General features: G+C 40.0%; 19 protein-coding genes. 9 read left to right on the top strand and 10 right to left on the bottom strand.

Features of this window, described 5'->3' with window-relative positions; genetic code table 11:
- The first annotated feature begins 126 nt into the window (after window positions 1-126).
- On the top strand, window positions 127-486 hold the full coding sequence (gene patD, locus H6G69_RS11680; protein ID WP_190686284.1) for a heterocyst frequency control protein PatD: 360 nt from the start codon (window positions 127-129) through the stop codon (window positions 484-486).
- A 146-nt stretch (window positions 487-632) separates the two neighbouring features.
- On the opposite strand, the gene H6G69_RS11675 is transcribed toward patD, so the two are convergent.
- Window positions 633-1,202, bottom strand: a complete 570-nt coding sequence (locus H6G69_RS11675) for a TetR/AcrR family transcriptional regulator (RefSeq protein ID WP_190686281.1) — start codon at window positions 1,200-1,202, stop codon at window positions 633-635.
- 248 nt (window positions 1,203-1,450) lie between these two features.
- Here H6G69_RS11675 and H6G69_RS11670 point away from each other — a divergent pair, with 248 nt between their 5' ends.
- The 4 genes from H6G69_RS11670 (at window position 1,451) to H6G69_RS11655 (ending at window position 5,599) form a co-directional block, all read left to right on the top strand.
- Window positions 1,451-3,034 carry a DHA2 family efflux MFS transporter permease subunit gene (locus tag H6G69_RS11670; RefSeq protein ID WP_190686279.1) on the top strand — a complete coding sequence of 528 codons (1,584 nt, stop codon included), beginning with the start codon at window positions 1,451-1,453 and terminating at the stop codon, window positions 3,032-3,034.
- A gap of 81 nt (window positions 3,035-3,115) precedes the next feature.
- On the top strand, window positions 3,116-3,400 hold the full coding sequence (locus H6G69_RS11665) for a hypothetical protein (RefSeq protein WP_190686276.1): 285 nt from the start codon (window positions 3,116-3,118) through the stop codon (window positions 3,398-3,400).
- Entirely contained in the window at window positions 3,397-3,843 is a 447-nt protein-coding gene (locus tag H6G69_RS11660; protein WP_190686273.1) for a PIN domain-containing protein, read from the top strand. The genes H6G69_RS11665 and H6G69_RS11660 overlap by 4 nt, the downstream gene beginning before the upstream one ends.
- A 100-nt stretch (window positions 3,844-3,943) precedes the next feature.
- Entirely contained in the window at window positions 3,944-5,599 is a 1,656-nt protein-coding gene (locus tag H6G69_RS11655) for an ABC transporter ATP-binding protein (protein ID WP_190686269.1), read from the top strand.
- Window positions 5,600-5,954: 355 nt separating this feature from the next.
- Here the strand turns inward: H6G69_RS11655 and proB are convergent, their stop codons facing one another.
- From proB to H6G69_RS11615, 8 genes are all read right to left on the bottom strand, one after another.
- On the bottom strand, window positions 5,955-7,064 hold the full coding sequence (gene proB / locus H6G69_RS11650; RefSeq protein ID WP_190686266.1) for a glutamate 5-kinase: 1,110 nt from the start codon (window positions 7,062-7,064) through the stop codon (window positions 5,955-5,957).
- 214 nt (window positions 7,065-7,278) lie between these two features.
- Window positions 7,279-7,818 carry a YqeG family HAD IIIA-type phosphatase gene (locus H6G69_RS11645; RefSeq protein WP_190686263.1) on the bottom strand — a complete coding sequence of 180 codons (540 nt, stop codon included), beginning with the start codon at window positions 7,816-7,818 and terminating at the stop codon, window positions 7,279-7,281.
- A 219-nt stretch (window positions 7,819-8,037) separates the two neighbouring features.
- Window positions 8,038-8,610: a DUF3727 domain-containing protein gene (locus H6G69_RS11640; RefSeq protein WP_190686260.1), complete on the bottom strand. Its 573-nt coding sequence runs from the start codon at window positions 8,608-8,610 to the stop codon at window positions 8,038-8,040.
- A gap of 141 nt (window positions 8,611-8,751) precedes the next feature.
- Window positions 8,752-9,216 carry a Holliday junction resolvase RuvX gene (gene ruvX, locus H6G69_RS11635; protein ID WP_190686258.1) on the bottom strand — a complete coding sequence of 155 codons (465 nt, stop codon included), beginning with the start codon at window positions 9,214-9,216 and terminating at the stop codon, window positions 8,752-8,754.
- Window positions 9,217-9,345: 129 nt separating this feature from the next.
- Window positions 9,346-10,584, bottom strand: coding sequence for an N-acetyltransferase (locus H6G69_RS11630; protein ID WP_190686255.1), 1,239 nt, complete (start codon window positions 10,582-10,584; stop codon window positions 9,346-9,348).
- A 214-nt stretch (window positions 10,585-10,798) separates the two neighbouring features.
- On the bottom strand, window positions 10,799-11,005 hold the full coding sequence (locus H6G69_RS11625; protein ID WP_190686252.1) for a hypothetical protein: 207 nt from the start codon (window positions 11,003-11,005) through the stop codon (window positions 10,799-10,801).
- Between the two features lie 240 nt (window positions 11,006-11,245).
- Window positions 11,246-11,920 (bottom strand): response regulator transcription factor, encoded by a 675-nt coding sequence (locus H6G69_RS11620; protein ID WP_190686249.1) that lies wholly within the window; start codon window positions 11,918-11,920, stop codon window positions 11,246-11,248.
- 157 nt (window positions 11,921-12,077) lie between these two features.
- Window positions 12,078-12,371: a Mo-dependent nitrogenase C-terminal domain-containing protein gene (locus H6G69_RS11615; RefSeq protein WP_190686245.1), complete on the bottom strand. Its 294-nt coding sequence runs from the start codon at window positions 12,369-12,371 to the stop codon at window positions 12,078-12,080.
- A gap of 286 nt (window positions 12,372-12,657) precedes the next feature.
- Here H6G69_RS11615 and H6G69_RS11610 point away from each other — a divergent pair, with 286 nt between their 5' ends.
- The gene (locus H6G69_RS11610) at window positions 12,658-13,272 is read left to right on the top strand and encodes a class I SAM-dependent methyltransferase (protein WP_190686242.1); all 615 of its coding nucleotides are present in this window, start codon (window positions 12,658-12,660) and stop codon (window positions 13,270-13,272) included.
- Between the two features lie 44 nt (window positions 13,273-13,316).
- Here H6G69_RS11610 and H6G69_RS11605 read toward each other — a convergent pair whose 3' ends face one another.
- Entirely contained in the window at window positions 13,317-13,790 is a 474-nt protein-coding gene (locus H6G69_RS11605; protein WP_190686239.1) for a GNAT family N-acetyltransferase, read from the bottom strand.
- A 396-nt stretch (window positions 13,791-14,186) separates the two neighbouring features.
- Between H6G69_RS11605 and H6G69_RS11600 the strand changes: the two genes are divergently transcribed.
- From H6G69_RS11600 to H6G69_RS11590, 3 genes are all read left to right on the top strand, one after another.
- On the top strand, window positions 14,187-16,421 hold the full coding sequence (locus H6G69_RS11600; protein WP_190686236.1) for a PAS domain S-box protein: 2,235 nt from the start codon (window positions 14,187-14,189) through the stop codon (window positions 16,419-16,421).
- Window positions 16,422-16,448: 27 nt separating this feature from the next.
- Window positions 16,449-16,913 carry a response regulator gene (locus tag H6G69_RS11595; RefSeq protein ID WP_190686233.1) on the top strand — a complete coding sequence of 155 codons (465 nt, stop codon included), beginning with the start codon at window positions 16,449-16,451 and terminating at the stop codon, window positions 16,911-16,913.
- Window positions 16,914-17,000: 87 nt separating this feature from the next.
- Window positions 17,001-18,203, top strand: coding sequence for a HAMP domain-containing sensor histidine kinase (locus tag H6G69_RS11590; protein WP_190686229.1), 1,203 nt, complete (start codon window positions 17,001-17,003; stop codon window positions 18,201-18,203).
- The last annotated feature ends 2 nt before the right edge of the window (window positions 18,204-18,205 follow it).

The raw sequence follows: 18,205 nt of genomic DNA, 5'->3' as shown, positions 1-18,205 counted from the left end.
GAAAATCAAAAGATGAAAAACTAAGCCTCAAATCCTGCTTTGAAGCTTGCGAAGTGATAATAGTTTAAGAAGATATATTGTAGAAGAAAAATTTCTTGTCATTAATACTATCTTAAATGGCACTCGATGTCTTTAAATTCTGAGAAATATCAAGCACTAGTAGATTTACTAGTACAGTTACGTTCTGATGTGACTGCGACTGAAACTGACACAGCCTTGTTGAAGCAGCGTGTTGCCCAATTGCAGCCGTTGTTTCAAAGAGATATTGTGCCTTTAGCAGTCCAAGACTCAAAAGAGCAATCTTACCGGACAGAAATTAGCAAACAGCTGCGTTTGTTAGAAATTGATGTTATGTTTTTTCAGGGGTCGCGGCAAGCTGCTACGGCACAAGTGAGACTGAAGAACATTGGCGATCGCCTCACTACATTACTTCAATATTGCCATGCCATACTGCAACAAGAGACACCAGGAGAAATTAAAGATTAGTGCGTTGTTGCAGTTTTGTCGCTAAATTCATCAGGATCAAAGCAATCTTGCTATCAACATAGTTCCTTTAAAATTATAAAGATTTAATACTAAGTCGCTTGCAGATTTGCATCAATACGTAAGTAGAGCCTGAAATATCAGTATAGTTAATCAGTACCCACACCTTTAATTATCAGTTCTAGAGTCTGTCGCATATAGATTGTTAATGGTTGTGGTGACGGTTTAAAGACGAGTGCATAATAAAGCGACCCACTCACTAGGTCAATAATTAAGTCAATATCAGCATCCGCTTGAATTTCGCCTCTAGCTTTGGCACGTTCCATGACTTTGGCAAAAGCATCACGTCGCGGTTGGGTATATTTTTTCCAATAGACTTGGGCAAACTGCGGATTACTTGATGCTGTACTGATAATTAAAGCCAGTGTTTGTCTGCCTAGGGGACTCTGGATTATTTTTGCTGCATTCTCAATGACGATATCCATATCTCCCCAAAAACTGCCACTATCGGGTATCGAGACATCTTCTCGCAGACTTTCAATCGCATCTGCGACTAATTCTTCTTTAGAAGTATAACGCCGATAAATTGTCGTTTTACCTACACCAGCACGGGAGGCGATCGCTTCTATGCTCATACTTTGGTAGCCAATTTCTGCTAGTAAGTCTAGAGTCGCTTCAATAATTGCTTGGTCTACGTGGGTGCTACGTGGTCTGTTCATAGGGAGTGGGGAGTAGGGGAAGGGTGTAGGGGTGTAGGGGTGTACAAATCTTTACAACCACGCTTAACCGACAATCTTTATGCGTAAGTCCTCAGAAAGTATTTTCGCAGTGTTAGCAAATTCCCCCTTGACCTTTCTTAATATGATACGCTACCGTAGCGTAATGGATTGGTAAGTATGATCATGCCCTAAGCTTTTAGGGCATTCTCCGACAATTTGTCACTTTAAATATAATTCTGTTTAAAAAAATGGCTATTAGTAATAGTTCCAGTTTGAATCAAGCTGGCTATGTGCAGGGGCCGTTGAAGTGGGCGATCGCTTTTTCTGCCTCGCTAGGTGCTATTCTCGAAGTAATTGATACTAGTATTGTCAACGTTGCTCTGACATCCATGCAGGCAAGTTTAGGAGCAACCGTGAGCGAAATTGGCTGGGTAGTAACAGGATATGCGATCGCTAACGTCGTGTTAATTCCTTTATCTGCTTGGCTGGGAGATTATTTTGGTAAAAAAACATACTTTATATTTTCCTTAATTGGCTTCACCATTGCCTCAGTTGTGTGTGGGTTATCAATCAATTTACCCATGTTGATTGCTTCCCGCATCGCCCAAGGTTTATTCGGTGGGGGATTATTAGCCAAAGCCCAAGCTATTTTATTTGAAACCTTTCCACCCGCCGAGCAAGGTTTGGCGCAAGCAGTGTTTGGCGTAGGAGTGATTTCTGGCCCAGCCATTGGCCCGACATTGGGCGGTTATCTCACTGATGCTTTAGGCTGGCGGTGGATTTTCTTTATTAACATTCCCTTCGGGATTTTAGCAGTAGTCATGTCTGGGATGTTTCTGCCCAAAGACAACAAAAACAAAGCGAAAAATCAAGGCGTTGACTGGTTAGGAATTGGGCTTTTAGTTGTGGCTATTGGCTGTATGCAAACGGTATTAGAGGAAGGCGAAAAAGAAGACTGGTTTTCCTCTGGCTTTATCACCAGTTTGGCTGTAGCTAGTGTATTGGGATTGGTGTTATTTATTTGGTGGGAACTGAAAACTCCCCATCCCGCCGTTGCATTGAGAGTTTTGCGCCACCGTTCTTTAGCGGCGGGGAGTTTTTTATCAGCAATTGTAGGGATGGGATTGTACGGTGCGCTGTTTGCTGTGCCGATTTTCGCTCAAAGTATTCTACACTTTACCGCCACACAAACAGGATTATTACTGGCTCCTGGTGCTTTAGCCTCGGCAATTGTGATGATTATGCTGGGTAAATTATCCACTAAAATCGATGCCCGATTATTAATTGCGATCGGTGGGGTTGGTACAGCCTTGGTTATGTTTGACTTGTCAAAATTGACTGTGCAAACTGGCACTGATGATTTATTTTGGCCTTTAGTATGGCGGGGAGCTTTTACGGTATTAATGTTTCTACCCTTGAGTTTGGCAACTTTAGGCCCCTTACCCAAACAAGATGTTTCTGCTGGTTCCGGCTTTTACAACCTCACCCGACAACTAGGTGGTAGCGTTGGTATTGCTTTCCTCACTACTTTATTAGATAAACGTGAAGCTTTTCACCGCGCAATTTTATCAACCAACCTCAGTGTTTATGACTTTGAAACTAATCAACGCCTCGATATGCTGACTGGCGCAATGCAAAGCCAAGGAATGGATGCAACCACCGCCCAGCAACAAGCCCTAGCATTACTGCAGCAAACCGTGAATACCCAAGCGGCGGTTTTATCTTTTGCAGATATATTTCGAGTTGTGGGAGTAGCTTTTCTTTGCTCATTACCCCTGTTGTTATTCTTAGGTAAAGGCGGTGCAGCGGCAAAAGCCCCAGTCGGGCATTAGTTTGATGATTGATGCTCTCAGTTTGAAAATCTTTCCAGTTTGGTAGGTTTAATATTATATGGAGTTAATTAAAACAGACTTATGACGTTAAACCTAAACTTATCACCAAAATTAGAACAGTATCTTACAGAGGCCGCCAGACAGCAAGGAATTTCAATTGAGGCATATACTTTACAGATTTTAAGTGAACATATTCTGCTAAAAGAAAAACAATCTCAAACATTAAATGTGCTTCAATCTTGGATTGATGAGGGTGAAGCAGAAGAACAACAAAATACAGGAGAGTATTTAATTCAAGCTTTAGATGAAGATAGATTATCTAATCGTCAGTTATTTCCTGTCGAATTAAAGGGTGTAACTTGGTGAGTCGAGTGATTCTTTTAGATGCAGGGCCTATTGGTTTAGTCACTAATCCAAAGCACTCTTCAATAAGCCTTGCGTGTACTCAATGGTTACAAATGCTGATTGCATCACAGAGTCGAATTATCATTCCTGAAATTGCTGATTATGAAGTACGTCGAGAACTTTTACGAGCAAATAAAACAAAGGGAATTACTCGTTTAGATGAGTTAGTTCAATTATTAGAATATCTACCTATTACAACAGATGCCATGCGCCAAGCTGCAAGATTTTGGGCGCAAGCTCGTCAACAAGGGCAACCGACAGCAAATGATAAAACTATTGACGCTGACATGATTTTAGTAGCCCAAGCGGTAACTCTGGGTGTTCCCAATTTTGTCATTGCTACAACCAATATTGGTCATTTATCTAGATTTGCTCCTGCTGAGTTGTGGCAAAATATCGCCTAAATTTAATTTAGTATTTTGAAACAGCTACTTTGGCGGATCTGATAGACTATCTTAAATTTGAAATTTATAGAAGCTGATAGCTCAGGGCCGATCGCTAAGTATGAGCAATGCCTTATTTTGTATAGAAAATTTACGCGTAGCCTATCCTCAACGGGGTAACGAAGAACTTAAATGGGCAGTTGATGATGTATCTTTTACTCTCCAACCAGGCGAACGTATGGGTTTGGTAGGGGAATCTGGTTGTGGAAAATCTACCTTGGGAAGGGCGGCGATGCGGTTGTTACCTCCTTCTAGTCGGGTTGACGGACGAGTGACTTTTCAGGGGCAATCAGTATTTGATTTAACAATACCTCAATTGCGAAAATTTCGGGGTGAAGCTGTAGCATTAATTTTCCAAGACCCGATGACGCGCCTTGATCCTTTGATGACGATTGGGAAGCATTGTATAGAAACTCTGCAAGCACATTCACCCCAGTTATCAGCTAAGGAAGCGAAAGAAAAAGCACTGGCGACTTTAGAAAAAGTGAAAATTCCTGCGAGTCGTTGGAATCAGTACCCTCATGAGTTTAGCGGTGGAATGCGCCAAAGGGTAGCGATCGCACTCGCTTTACTTCTCAACCCCAAGTTAATTGTCGCCGATGAACCCACCACTAGTTTAGATGTGACTGTCTCAGCGCAGATTTTACAAGAATTAACGCGTCTGTGTGCTGAAGAAAACATGGCTTTGCTGTTGATTTCTCACGATTTAGCAATGGTGGCAGAATATTGCGATCGCATTGGCGTGATGTACAACGGCAAAATGGTAGAAATGGGGCCGACTTCATCTGTGTTTGGCAACCCTCAACATGAATATACCCGATCGCTTTTACAAGCTGCTTTGCACATTCAAACTGTGGATGAAGTAACTGAAGATTGGGGACTAGGTAATGAAGAACACATTTCCGAATTGCCTATTTTGCGTGTCACAGAACTTAAGCAACACTACACCATAGAACCTAACTTTATTGAAAGGTTATTTAAAGCCCAAAGTCAGACAATTAAAGCGGTTGATGGCATTAACCTCGAACTTTATCAAGGGGAAATTTTAGGCTTAGTTGGTGAGTCAGGCTGCGGTAAAAGCACACTATCACGGACTATTTTGCAATTAATTCGCCCAACTGATGGCAAGGTAGAATTTTTAGGCAAAGATTTAACTAAACTATCGCGTCAAGAAATTCGCTCTTCCCGGCGACAAATGCAAATGGTGTTTCAAGACCCCCATGCTTGTTTAAATCCGGCGATGACGGTAGGGCAAAGTATCGGTGATCCTTTATTAATCCACAATTTGGCTGACGCAGCTAAAGCCAAAGAGGAAGTTATATGGATGCTGCAAAAAGTCGGGTTAACACCGCCAGAAATTTATTATCAACGTTACCCCTCAGATTTATCTGGAGGACAACAGCAAAGAGTAGCCATCGCCCGTGCTTTGATTACGCGTCCCAAACTCTTAATTTGCGACGAACCTGTAAGTATGTTAGATGCTAGTGTACAATCGCAGGTTTTGGATTTGATGTTGCAATTAAAAGACGAATTTGAGCTAACTTATTTGTTTATCACGCATGATTTGTGGTTAGCGCGATTTTTGTGCGATCGCATTGCCGTCATGAATGGCGGTAAAATTGTTGAACTCGGCCCGACAAAACAAATTTTTGCCAATCCCCAACATCCATATACTAAAACTTTATTAGCTGCCGCACCTTTGTTAGCAAGAGCTTAAAAGCTCCAAGATAAATTCACATCAATGTCATTTGAGTGTCATATCTTCGCCACAATATTGTGAAATCGTTAATTAGGGCTAATTATAGTTTCAGAATAGGCTTTTTCTCTTTTTTCCTATTCTACAAGTACACCTAGCTTAATTAGTGGTACAACTGCCCGATAAAAAATAGTGCGGCTAATGTAGTAGATATTAACCCCTATTTATACTTTGAAGGGGTTTTTTTCTTTAAGGGACTTCCACGTAAAAAAAATATCCAAAATTTTATTGTGGGATGGGTGTCCTCACCCGTCCAGTCCTGAGGGCAGGCTGTCCGGCCCACCCACAAGATGAATAACTTATTTCTTGAAAATCCCTAAGTCAAAACTAAGTTATCTCGATGTACTACGGTATCTACACCGACATAACCCAATATCTCAGGAATTTCCCGAGAGTGGCGACCGCAAATTTTTTGTAGTTCAAAACTGGTATAGTTTACCAGCCCTCTAGCAATTTCATTACCATTGGTATCGCACAATTGCACAGCATCTTGCGTGTCAAATTCGCCTTCGACTGTTTTGATACCTGCTGCTAATAATGATTTTCCGGCTTGGGATATCGCTGCGATCGCACCTTGATCTAAATACAATTTTCCCGATGGGACAAGCCCATAAGCTATCCAACGTTTTCTAGCTGATGTCGGTTCTGGTTGTGGCTCAAAATGCGTTCCCAAAAGTTCGCCTTGCAAAATTTTTTCTAGATTGCGGGGAAATCGCCCTTGGGTAATCACAGTGCGCACACCCGCAGCAATGGCAATTCTCGCCGCCGATATTTTCGTCACCATTCCCCCTGTACCCCACTGAGAACCTTGAGTACCTGTTTGCACCTGTAACTGAGCTAATTCTTTGATGTTACTTACCAAGGAAATCGGTTTAGCATCGGGAACAGAACGGGGATCGGCAGAATAAAGTCTGTCTACATCAGTAAGTAAAAATAGCCAGTCTGCTTCTACTAAACTCGCTACTAATGCCGAAAGCGTGTCATTGTCGCCAAATTTTAGTTCATCAATGGCGACGGTATCATTTTCATTAACTACTGGAATTACCCCTAGTCCCAGCAGTTCTTTAAAGGTGTTGTAAACGTTGAGGTAACGGCTACGCTGTACCAAGTCGCTACGCGTTAGCAAAACTTGGGCTATTGGTTGTTGCAAGGTCGTAAATAAATCGTCATATACGCGCATTAACCTTCCTTGACCAACTGCGGCTACTGCTTGTTTAAGTGCGATCGCTTTGGGACGTTCGCTTAACCCTAATCTGGCACAACCTACTCCCACCGCACCGGAGGAAACTAAGATGACGCGATTGCCTTGTCGCCTTAAATCGCAAAGGGTTTCCGCTAAGGTTGCAATGGTAGAAAGTGCTAATTGCCCTGTTTCTGGTTGGGTGAGGCTAGAAGTACCGATTTTGACGACAATCGTTTTGGTCATTGGTCAGTGGTCATTCACAAATGACAAAGGACGAAAAAGCAAAGCGCCACTCCTTCTATATGGTGAAGGATGACGCTCTACCAGCTTATATTTATTTACTATCTACTAGGGTCTTTTTAGCTGACCCCATGTTATTAATACTTATAATCACAGGTTTTTTTTGTATACCAAAAATTTTTAATTATTTCTTTAGATTTACTTTCCTGACGATTTTTTAAGTTTTGTGAATTTTGGATTTTTTAGGTGTAATGGAGGCTCCTAAGATTTCCGAAAACCACACTTCAAAGTTCCTGATGGGATGAGAACGCAAAGCAGCATCAGGATGGACAATTGGTTCTACAAGAATTGTAAACATTCCTAGACGATTACCTGCCAAAACATCGGTAAACAAGCGATCGCCTACCATACCCACTTGAGCGGCTGGTAAATCCATTGCTTGGAGTGCGGCTCTAATTTTGCGGCGTGAGGGCTTGGCTGCACCCAAGTAATAAGGCAAGTTTAAAGAACGAGCAATGCTACCGATACGAACTTCACTTAAGTTATTACTCACTAACCACAAATCAACATCGGTGCGGATTTGGTCTACCCATTGCTGGAGTTCTAAAGAAGCAGTACCCACTGTAAACGGAACTAAAGTTTCATCGACATCTAATACCAGACCCTTCAGCCCATATTGTTGAATAATGTCTGTTGTTAATTGCAAAACTGAACCTTCTAAAATCAAGTCAGGCTGTAAGAGATTGTTCCAGGTCATAGATCATCATTCAGGACTACAAATAAAAACGCCCTTTATGCAGAGCGTTTTTTAAAAATTACGAATCAAAATCCTAGAATCAACTAATGCGTGGATTTTGGATTCTGGATTGGCAATTGCACAAGAATTACCAAAAATTCTCAATCTTGCTAATGCAAAAATTCGGCATTGAAAATCTCACAATGACAGATTTTGATTTTCAATTTTGAATTTCTCATTTTATTCCACTTCGTTAAAAAGTTGCTCTTCTAAAAGTGGTTGGACTTTGCGAAATTCTTCAGGGGAGAGCAATTCTGGCTGACCGTTTTTGGTAATTCTAGCAAAAAATAGCAAGGGGTCAAGGGGTGTATAAATTGAGTACTCTTGCTCTTGGTGATAGAAGCTAGCAAGTAGCTGTAATTGCTCTGGTTCTAAATCTGTTTCGTCGTCTTCGATTTCTAAAGTGAAAAGTTCCGACTCTTCTACAGCTGGTAAATCACCTGCAACTGTCAAAGCGTAGGCTGTATTTTTGAGAACTAAATTTTGTTCAGCCAAGACAGCTTGGGCTGTACCAAAAATTTCGTCAAGAGTTTCATCATCTTCTACTAAAACGGCTTCTTCATCCTCATCTTCACCTTCCCAAGCAAAAACTTCTATGGGTGAGTCCACAGGCAGAAGTAAGACGTAATCTTGTCCGTCTACAGAGAGCGAATGTTCTATATAACAGTCGAGAGTTCGCCCTGTGTCATCAGTCAAGGTGATAGAAACTGTACGATCGCGATCGTTGTCTTCAGAAAATGGTGAGGAAAACATAGCCAGTTATTTAAACTTTATCTATACTTACAACTGTGACATTGGTCAGACTGTTGAATGATATTTAACATCAAACAAATAGTTTTAGACTAAACCACAATTGCTAAGTAATTGCTTTTAAGAATATCATGTCAAAAGCTATCAATACTCTACAGCCGCAGCCTGACTGTGAGTGCTAACTCTTCTAGCATCTAGCCATTGTTGCAAAATTAGAGATGCTGCTTTGCGGTCAATTAAACCTTTGTTACGTGATGGTGAACGATTTTCGGCAATCAGCATCTGTTCAGCTTGAAAAGATGTTAATCGCTCATCTACGTATTCTATGGGTAAATTGAGAGCCTGAGCCAGTCTGGTAGCATATTTCTGCACCTGACGCGCCTGAAAACCCAAGGAGCCATCCATTGAATATGGCAAGCCAATTACTAAGATTTCCACCTGACGCTCATTGACTATATTTTGAAATTGCTCAACATCGTAGTTAAAAGATGAGCGTTCAATGGTTGTTATCCCAGTGGCAATTAAGCCAGTGCGATCGCATCCCGCTACACCAATTCGCTTACGACCGACATCTAATCCGAGTGCTGAAATATACTGCTTTGTTGTCATTATGGCTTTCTGCTCTATACCTCCTATGATCAGTGCTGAGTCTTGAGTGCTGAGGGCTGAGTAAGAATGCCAGTCCCACTTTCATAACTTAGCTATGAAACTTGTTTCATCGGGACTGTGTTCTTTTCTCTACTTTTCTTGCTGTGTATCTACTGACTCATTTAAGCAAGATGCTTCCATGTTACAGTTACTGCACTTAAAGTTAACAGGTTCTGATTTAGTTGGTGCTGGAATATCAGATATGGGTTGCTGTACAGTTTTTGCCCATGACATCCCGCCAGGAATTGGTTTACGGGCTGGCTGTAAACCTTGCAGTACATCAGTCCACTGAATGCCTTCTAGGGAAACAAATTTTGATTCTCGGAGTTTATGCCAGACTGAACGAGACATAATCAGTGTATGCTCAATTCGTTTGGCCCCAATTCTTTCTAAATATTCTTCACGTTCTGGCTGGTAATCTAAAGAAGCCAGTCGCAGACCTTGTTGGGGGAAGTCTTGAGCAATTCGTGCTAATTGCGAAAGCAACTCTGGATATAGCCAAGTATAGGCAGGGTGGACTGTCAGCGTAGCAACATGGGGAGATTCCCCTTGACGTTCTAGCTGTACTTGAAAATAGCCAATTGCGGCTTTGCGTTGTGGTTCAAACACATAACCACTGACGACTTCGGTTTTGGTTAACCACTGCTTTACGGCATCGGTTAAAGCACCAAACAAGCTAGTTTTAAAATCGCGGAGGTTGCGGTCAAATACCTGACGCACCAAAGGCGGCATTGATGCTGTATCTAATTGATAGAGTAATTGAGCATCGGCGTTACTGACTGGCAACAAATTGGGTAAGTCTGGCTCTGATTGTGCCAATTCAGCCACTAGTGCAGGTTCAATTTCCCAGTGGGTAATTTCAGCTAAACGTTGAAATCCGTTTTGCCGATAAAGTGCTAGTGCCTCGACATCATTGATATTGACTTCTAATACCCAAGTTCTAGCTTCTAAAATTGATTCAAAGCAATAGCGCAACAATTGTGAGCCGATTCCTAGTTTATCCGCAGCCCTTTCTAGCATCACCCGATCAATTCGCCAAGTACTACGAGTGCGGTTGAATGGTGACACTTGAATCATTCCTAAGAGCATCCGCCCCTGTTCGGCTACGTAGGCACAAAAACGGTATTGTAGCGGATTTGGGAACCAACTCAAGAATTTTAGTAATCCGTACCAGCGACGTAGCCATTGCATCTGACGGTTAGCATGACTAACTCCTGTGGGAGTCGTTGCCATGAATGACTCTTGAGTTAATCGCTCAATGCTATCCAAGTCCCGATAATGGACTGGTCGAATGACAACGCTGAGATTTCGAGGAAGTAATGAAGTCATTTTAATTCAAGCCGCCATGTTGCTTTAACTAACTGCTCTGGGTAGGAACTGCTGCAATAATTTTAACGGCTTTCCGTTGCTTGCTCTTGCTCCAAAAGATTGATTTTGTTGATTATATTTTGAAAAAATTAAAAAAAGCAGGTCTGATGAGGGTGCTAAGAGCGTTAACTTCAAAAGGCCTGCTTTTATTTTATTTGACTTTTAGTTAAATTTTCTAGATTTGTGACCCTTGCCGGGAAATTAACTTTTCAAAGTTGGCTTGAGTTTGATGAAGTAATTCCTGCCGACTATCTTCCACAGTATGCTTCAAAGTTGGAACCAGATTGCGAGCTTGCAGAGTCATGTGTAGCTGTAAATGGGCAACGTATTCGCTAAAGTCTTCGTTTTGTACTGCTTTGCCCGTTAGTAAATTTGACTCCATTGCCACTGTGTGTTCTCCTTTACTATTCTATGAGTGCCGTTGCTTCACATCATCAAAACTTATCATGTTGGTTGGAAAAGCTTTTTATTTTGCAATGAAGTTTAACGGTTGTTTGCAATGAGGTGATTGGTTAAGAGGTTACAAGTCAGAAGTGAGAGTATACCTTATGTGATTGCCTACCACATAAAATTTCACACTTCACACTTCACACTTCATACTTCACACTTCATACTTCACACTTCATTCTCGCAGCACGTAACCAACGCCGCGCACGGTTTGAATGAGACGCTTTTCGTTGTTGGTTTCGAGTTTGAGGCGCAAGTAGCGGACGTAAACTTCGATGATGTTGGAGTCGCCCATGAAGTCGTAACCCCAAACTTCTTCTAAAATGCGATCGCGGGTAATAACTTGTCTGGGATGGGCGAGTAAATAATCGAGTAAATCAAATTCTTTGGCAGTTAATTCTATTAATCTACTACCCCGATAAACTTCTCGCGTGCGTCGATTTAATCTGAGGTCTTCAAATTCTAAGATGTCTGCTGTGTCTGCTTCTTGATTGCGGCGAAGGTGGGCGCGGACTCTGGCTAATAATTCTTCGACACTAAAAGGTTTAACTACATAATCATCAGCACCTGCATCTAACCCGGCAACGCGATCGCTCACTTCATCTTTAGCGGTTAATAATATGACTGGGACTTTATCACCAGTGCTACGCAGGCGACGGCAAATTTCTAAACCCGATAACCCAGGTAGCATCCAATCTAAAATAATTAAATCAAGATTTAACTCTCTTGCAGCTGTAAGTGCTGTTAATCCATCGTAGGCGACACTGACTTGATAACCTTCGTAATTTAGTTCTAATTCGATAAATCGCGCCAGTTTGACCTCATCTTCTACCAGTAAGATGTGCGTCATATTGATTTCAGCAGAGAGGGGCAGTAATTGATAGGCAACTTAAAACTCATTAAATGTATATCGAAATAGAGTTTTAAATAGCTTAGTACAGGCTAATCCAAATCACAAGCGTATGTCTGTAATTACCGATCGCTGCTGTTTATAGTAGCATTCCTATTTAACAATAAACAGTCACATCTTCACCGCATTCATCAGCAAGATAGCACAGAGATTTAAAACGCAGACTTACGAATTGCTCGTATAGAGGATTAAGCTTACACATTGGGGGAATGTGAAACAATTTACGATTGAATAAAAATACATCTCGTTCAAAGGGGCATTGAGCAGGTATAGCTCTACACAAGAAATGAGCTAATTTTGTGTTGTGAATTTCTATGCTTTCTAACCATTCACGCACTGGGTGTAAAAGGTCTTTGGGGAGAAGTTTCAGCGTAATAGATGTAGATGACATAATTTTTACCTTAATAATATTAGTTTAATGAGGTGATAACCTCTATTCATATATACGTCGGGCTTGTTTGGTCTTATGCAGCGATCGCTTGGGGCTGCTACATTGAGAAGTGAGCTTCTCTGTGTGGTCACAGATTAAACTACAACATATATTTCTGTGATTTCAGAATCAGTAACTTAGTTCCCAAAATTTTTTGGCTGCACACTAGACAAACGGGCTGAAGTATGGGCTGTAAAATTAAATTCTGGTTGATGCTTCCTGCCCTTTCACAATTGACAATTGACCAATGACCAATAACTTTCTCAATAACAAAAAACTACTATTTGATATCTGGGCAGGCAGCTACGACTGGATTTTGCCTTCGGTATTTTATCGCGCCATTCATCAGCGATTATTAGAATATGTTGATGTACCACAGCCAGCTAACATCCTTGATTTAGGTTGTGGTACTGGCCGCTTGTTAGACCGCTTGGCAATCAAATTTCCTGACTTGCGTGGTACAGGTTTAGACCTATCGCCCAACATGTTGCGTATGGCTAGACTCAGCAACCGTCACCATCCACGCTTAATTTATATCGAAGGCAAAGCCGAGTCACTTCCGTTTGGAGAAGGTCAGTTTGATGCTGTGTTTAACACCATCAGCTTCTTGCATTATTTAGAGCCACAACAGGTGATGCGTGAAGTATCACGAGTGCTAACCCCTGGTGGACGCTTTTATTTAGTAGATTTTACTCTTATAAAAGAAATAAACTTGCCCAAAATACCAATTTCTCCTTTAGGAGTTCGCTTTTACAGCCCTCAACAACGGGAAGCTTTAGGTTCTGCTGCCGGAATGTTGTGTGTGAATCATCATTATTTATTAGGGCCTGTTTTGCTGACTATTTTTGAGAAAGGTCAATAGTCACATACTTCATACTTCATACTTCATACTTCATACTTCATACTTCATACTTCATACTTTTTTCTGTATTGCATAAACACTACAGGCACTTTCACTAGTCTTTTAGCCAAGTGTGAAACTCTAAATTTTTGTTTGAGAGACTGGGGTAAATCTTCAAAAGCAACTGGTACAAACCCAAAGCGACTGTAAAATTTAGCTAGTTTCTCCCCCAGACATTCTAGATACAATGGCTCTTTAGCTTGATTGATGAGATATTGAGTGAGCAAGCTGCCTAAACCACGGCTTCTCCAAGCGGGTGCAACTACCAAACTACCAAGTTCTTGCACACCAAAAAAACTCCGCAGTTGTCCACAAGCTATTAACTTACTATCAGATTCAATTATCCAGAATTGCTGCCAGCGTAATTGGGTTGGGTCGAGTTTAGCTGACAGTACCAATAATATAATCGACCACTGATCAGCAGAGGTCGCCGGACGGAGGATACATCCAGATGGTAATAATAAGTCTTGCTGCTTCATAAAGCATACTTTTACCAATTTTATAAGTATCTGCATTCTATAAATGTTGAAGAGACTTTGTATACAACATCTCTACTTGCTCAAGATCAGGTATTTAATACCTCAAAGTATCTATTACTCATATTCTCCCTTCACTGTTGCTTAATTTAATGCCTCAGCTTTAATTTAATTTGTCTTCTATCATTAGATAGATTTTTTTAGTATTTTTTTATTCTAATTTCCCTTAACTAGTAGAAGCTATTTAATGTAAATAGCAATTCAGTAATAAATGTAAATATAAACATAAGTTTGATGAAAATTAGGCATTATAAATGTATCATTTGATTCAAAGTGTTATTTGCTGGCTATAAAGATTAAATCTGCTTGAACTATTAGCTGCATTCTTGCGAAGCATCTATGAATAAACTTTCAGAGAGATTTGTTGTATCTAGTTTTACATTGGCATTAGTACTACTTGGTGGTGTTGGGATAATTTCTTTTTTCAATTTCAAGAAATTAACAGCAGAAGATCAATGGTTAATTCATACTCATCAAGTGAGAGAAGCATTAGATAAAGCACGTCTTATTCTCGCTAATGCCAAAAACGCAAGTAGTAATTATCTTCTCACTGGTAAAGCAGTTTATCAAGAAGTGTATCGGCAAGAAAGGCAGAAATTTAATCAGCAAATTCAAACGATCAGAGTCTTAACTAATGATAATTCTTATCAGCAAAGTCAACTTAACCAGTTAGAACTTTTAGTTAAAGAAAAGTTTGACTTATTGCAACAATCTATAGTGATATCCGAAAAGCAAAATGTAGACAAGTCTGCTCAAATTCCTAATGATGATAGGTTGATAGCAGTTAGTCAACAACTTAATCATATTTTTCAAACAATGGAAAATGAGGAAAAAAATCTATTAAAAAAAAGGATGTTAGCAACAGAAGACAGTTTTATAAATATGATTTTTGTAGTGTCATTGGGATATATTTTCAGTGTTTTCTTGATAGTAGTAGTTTATTTATTATTGCAAGAGCAAATCCGCATTAATAAAGTTTTAGCAGCAGAAGCGATCAATTTAGAACAGCAAACTGCAAAGGCAAAGTTGGCAAGTATTTTAGAGACAGTGACAGATGCTTTTGTCGCTTTAGATAATAACTGGTGTTACACCTACGTTAATCAAAGAGCAGGGCAACTTTTTAATCGTCGTCCTGAAGATTTGATTGGTAAAAATATCTGGGAAGAATTTCCTGAAGGTGTAGGGCAAAAGTTTTATCATGCCTATTATCAAGCTGTGGCAGAACAGCAAGTAATTGAGATGGAGGAATATTATCCACCGTGGGATCGCTGGTTTGAAAATCGCATTTATCCTACTCAAGAAGGTTTATCAATTTTCTTTCAAGATATTACTCGCCGCAAAACGGCGGAAATGGCCTTAGAACAAAGTGAAACCCGCTATCGTTCATTAGTAGTTGCTACATCTCAGGCTGTTTGGATAGCTGATGCTAATGGGTTGCCGAAAGAGGTGTCATTGTGGAGTGCTTTAACAGGGCAAAGTCCAGCAGAAGTTGAAGGTTGGGGATGGTTGAATGCGGTTCATCCTGATGACAGGGCGTTGTCACAATTTTTATGGAATCAAGCATCAGCCTGGAAGAGTCCTTATAAGCTTGAGCATCGTGTAAAAGTAGCTGATGGAAGTTATCGATTTTTTGCTGTGCGTGCAGTGCCGATATTAAATAGTCAAAACGAAGTTCAGGAATGGATAGGCACTCATACTGATATTACAGAGCGTAAATTAGCGGAAGAAGCGTTACATCAGGCGAAAGCCGAATTAGAAATTAAGGTTCAAGAACGCACCGCCGAATTACAAAAACTCAATGAGGAACTCAAGTGTTCTAATCAAGAATTAGCGCAGTTTGCTTATATAGCTTCTCATGATTTGCAAGAACCATTGAGGGCTGTGACTGGCTATAGCCAATTATTAGTTGAGGAATATCAACAACTGCTAGATGAGTCTGCGCAGGAATATATACATTACATTATCGATGGCGCGAAGCGGATGCAGCAGTTAATTCAAGATTTGCTTACTTATTCGCGTGTCGGAACTCGTGGAAGAGAATTTAGTTTAACTGATTGTAATATGGTTTTGAGAGAAGCTTTGAGTAATTTATATGTAGCGATCGCTCAAAGTCAAGCTAGCATTACCAATGATTCCTTACCCATCGTAGCAGGCGACAAAACCCAACTTGTGCAATTATTTCAAAATCTGATCGGCAATGCTATCAAGTTTCATCGCCCAGATGTACCGCCACAAGTTCATATTAGTGCAGTGAGGTTCAGCGAAGCAGGAAAAGTAGAAGCACAACGAACTATACCAGAAGATTTCCCCCATTATTCACAATTTCCTACTCCCCAAACTGTTTGGCTGTTCTCTGTCAAAGATAACGGTATTGGCATTAAAACTCAGTATTTTGAGCGAATTTTTGAAGTTTTTCGTCGTTTGCATACCCGTCGAGAATTTCCGGGTACAGGTATTGGGTTAGCCATCTGTAAAAAAATTGTAGAACGTCACAATGGTCACATCTGGGCTGAATCTCAGGTAGGAGTTGGAACAACGTTCTACTTTACTCTTCATGAAAATTCCATTTCTTGATAAATTAGAGAAATAGACGCGTAATATATGGTTAATAGCTACGCAAATAACGTTCAAGAATTTCAGCGGATTGAAATTTTGCTAGTTGAAGACTCTCCCAGTGATGCCAATTTGACTATCAAAGGTTTTGTAAATACCAAAATTGCTAACAATTTACACTGGGTGGAAGATGGAGAAACAGCCATGAAATATTTATATCAGGAAGGAGAATTTGTGAATGCACCTCGCCCTGATTTAGTATTACTTGACCTCAATTTACCAGGTATGGATGGGCGGGAAGTTTTGACAGAAATTAAATCAGATTCAAGCCTGAAATTAATTCCTGTTGTGATACTTACTACCTCTACAGATGAACAAGATATCTTACGCTCTTATAACTTAAATGCTAACTGCTATGTGACTAAACCCTTAGATGTTTATCAATTTATTCAGGTGATCCAGTTAATTAAAGATTTTTGGTTATTAGCAGTCAAGTTGCCCCCATATTCTTAGATTTGATGATTTTTAAATTAATGTTGTGTGCGGTTCTCTAAGGATAAATGTAGATAATTACCAGCCAAATTTATCTCAATATCTTTTATGCAAAAAAACACGATTTATATTCTCTTAGTAGAAGATAGCCCTAGCGATGCCAAACTTTTGCATCAGATATTTCTCCATGCAGATAAATATGAGCTAAAGATGCAGCATGTTGAACGCTTATCACAAGCGATCAATGCTAGTTTAACAGGCTATCAACTAACAGAAAATGATAATTTTGATAACTCTTCTCCACTAGTAAAATTTGATTTGGTATTATTAGACCTTGGTTTACCTGATTCTCTCGGATTAGAGACTTTAAAAGAATATCGCGCCGCAGTGACAGACATTCCTGTAGTGGTGTTAACAGGAATGGATGATGAAGAATTAGCCATGCAAGCATTAGCCGAAGGAGCGCAAGATTATCTAGTTAAAGACCAAATTACTGTGCAACGTTTAGTCCGTGCAATTCGCTATGCCATTGAAAGAGAAGAAATTTTAAACAAGCTGCGCGAAAGTGAAGAATTAAGCCGTAAAGCACTAGCAAAAGAACAGCAACTGAACGAATTAAAATCAAATTTTGTGGCAATGGTTTCCCATGAATTTCGTAATCCAATGACGATTGTGCGTACAGCAATGGATATTTTACAAAATAATGCGGGTTTAACGGAAGATAGAAAAAGTTTTTATTTTGATCGGGTACAAGATTCGATTAATCATATGCTGCAACTATTAGATGAAATTTTATTTTTAAGCAGAAGCGAAGCCGCTAAATTAGAATATAAACCTGCTCTTTTGGATTTAGTGAACTTTTGCGAAGAAATTACCGAGAGTTTTCAAATGCAAGTAGGAGACCAATATAATATTATCTTGAATTTTGCAGGAGAATGTACATCAGCTTACCTAGATGAAGAACTATTACATCGAATTTTAGGTAATTTAATGTCGAATGCAATTAAATATTCGCCGCCCTTAAAAAATATTTGGTTAAATGTCAGTTGTCGAGATAATATGGCAACTTTTAAAGTACGAGATGAAGGAATAGGTATACCGGAAAAAGACCAAAATAATTTATTTCAAACTTTTTATCGAGCTAGCAATGTGCGGCGAATTCAAGGTACTGGTTTAGGACTAGCGATGGTGCAGAAGTGTGTAGATTTACACGGGGGTCAAATTTATCTTGAAAGTCAGCAAAATGTTGGTACTACTGTAACGGTAATACTGCCATTAAATTATCGCGTCGGGAATGAAAATAATAGTTAATT

Origin of the sequence: Nostoc sp. FACHB-110 (assembly GCF_014697425.1) — a bacterium.
In the GTDB taxonomy this organism is placed as follows: domain Bacteria; phylum Cyanobacteriota; class Cyanobacteriia; order Cyanobacteriales; family Nostocaceae; genus Nostoc_B.
This window is presented reverse-complemented; position numbering and strand designations above follow the sequence as displayed.

What these genes read in the sequence shown, in the direction of transcription:
- H6G69_RS11640 (WP_190686260.1), bottom strand. Translation starts at nt 8,610, where the DNA reads ATGTTTTCCTCACCATTTTCTGAAGACAACGATCGCGATCGTACAGTT.
- H6G69_RS11670 (WP_190686279.1), top strand. Translation starts at nt 1,451, where the DNA reads ATGGCTATTAGTAATAGTTCCAGTTTGAATCAAGCTGGCTATGTGCAG.
- H6G69_RS11605 (WP_190686239.1), bottom strand. Translation starts at nt 13,790, where the DNA reads ATGAAGCAGCAAGACTTATTATTACCATCTGGATGTATCCTCCGTCCG.
- proB (WP_190686266.1), bottom strand. Translation starts at nt 7,064, where the DNA reads ATGACCAAAACGATTGTCGTCAAAATCGGTACTTCTAGCCTCACCCAA.
- H6G69_RS11625 (WP_190686252.1), bottom strand. Translation starts at nt 11,005, where the DNA reads ATGGAGTCAAATTTACTAACGGGCAAAGCAGTACAAAACGAAGACTTT.
- H6G69_RS11675 (WP_190686281.1), bottom strand. Translation starts at nt 1,202, where the DNA reads ATGAACAGACCACGTAGCACCCACGTAGACCAAGCAATTATTGAAGCG.
- patD (WP_190686284.1), top strand. Translation starts at nt 127, where the DNA reads ATGTCTTTAAATTCTGAGAAATATCAAGCACTAGTAGATTTACTAGTA.
- H6G69_RS11600 (WP_190686236.1), top strand. Translation starts at nt 14,187, where the DNA reads ATGAATAAACTTTCAGAGAGATTTGTTGTATCTAGTTTTACATTGGCA.
- H6G69_RS11630 (WP_190686255.1), bottom strand. Translation starts at nt 10,584, where the DNA reads ATGACTTCATTACTTCCTCGAAATCTCAGCGTTGTCATTCGACCAGTC.
- H6G69_RS11595 (WP_190686233.1), top strand. Translation starts at nt 16,449, where the DNA reads ATGGTTAATAGCTACGCAAATAACGTTCAAGAATTTCAGCGGATTGAA.
- H6G69_RS11620 (WP_190686249.1), bottom strand. Translation starts at nt 11,920, where the DNA reads ATGACGCACATCTTACTGGTAGAAGATGAGGTCAAACTGGCGCGATTT.
- H6G69_RS11655 (WP_190686269.1), top strand. Translation starts at nt 3,944, where the DNA reads ATGAGCAATGCCTTATTTTGTATAGAAAATTTACGCGTAGCCTATCCT.
- H6G69_RS11615 (WP_190686245.1), bottom strand. Translation starts at nt 12,371, where the DNA reads ATGTCATCTACATCTATTACGCTGAAACTTCTCCCCAAAGACCTTTTA.
- H6G69_RS11665 (WP_190686276.1), top strand. Translation starts at nt 3,116, where the DNA reads ATGACGTTAAACCTAAACTTATCACCAAAATTAGAACAGTATCTTACA.
- H6G69_RS11590 (WP_190686229.1), top strand. Translation starts at nt 17,001, where the DNA reads ATGCAAAAAAACACGATTTATATTCTCTTAGTAGAAGATAGCCCTAGC.
- H6G69_RS11645 (WP_190686263.1), bottom strand. Translation starts at nt 7,818, where the DNA reads ATGACCTGGAACAATCTCTTACAGCCTGACTTGATTTTAGAAGGTTCA.
- H6G69_RS11610 (WP_190686242.1), top strand. Translation starts at nt 12,658, where the DNA reads ATGACCAATAACTTTCTCAATAACAAAAAACTACTATTTGATATCTGG.
- ruvX (WP_190686258.1), bottom strand. Translation starts at nt 9,216, where the DNA reads ATGACAACAAAGCAGTATATTTCAGCACTCGGATTAGATGTCGGTCGT.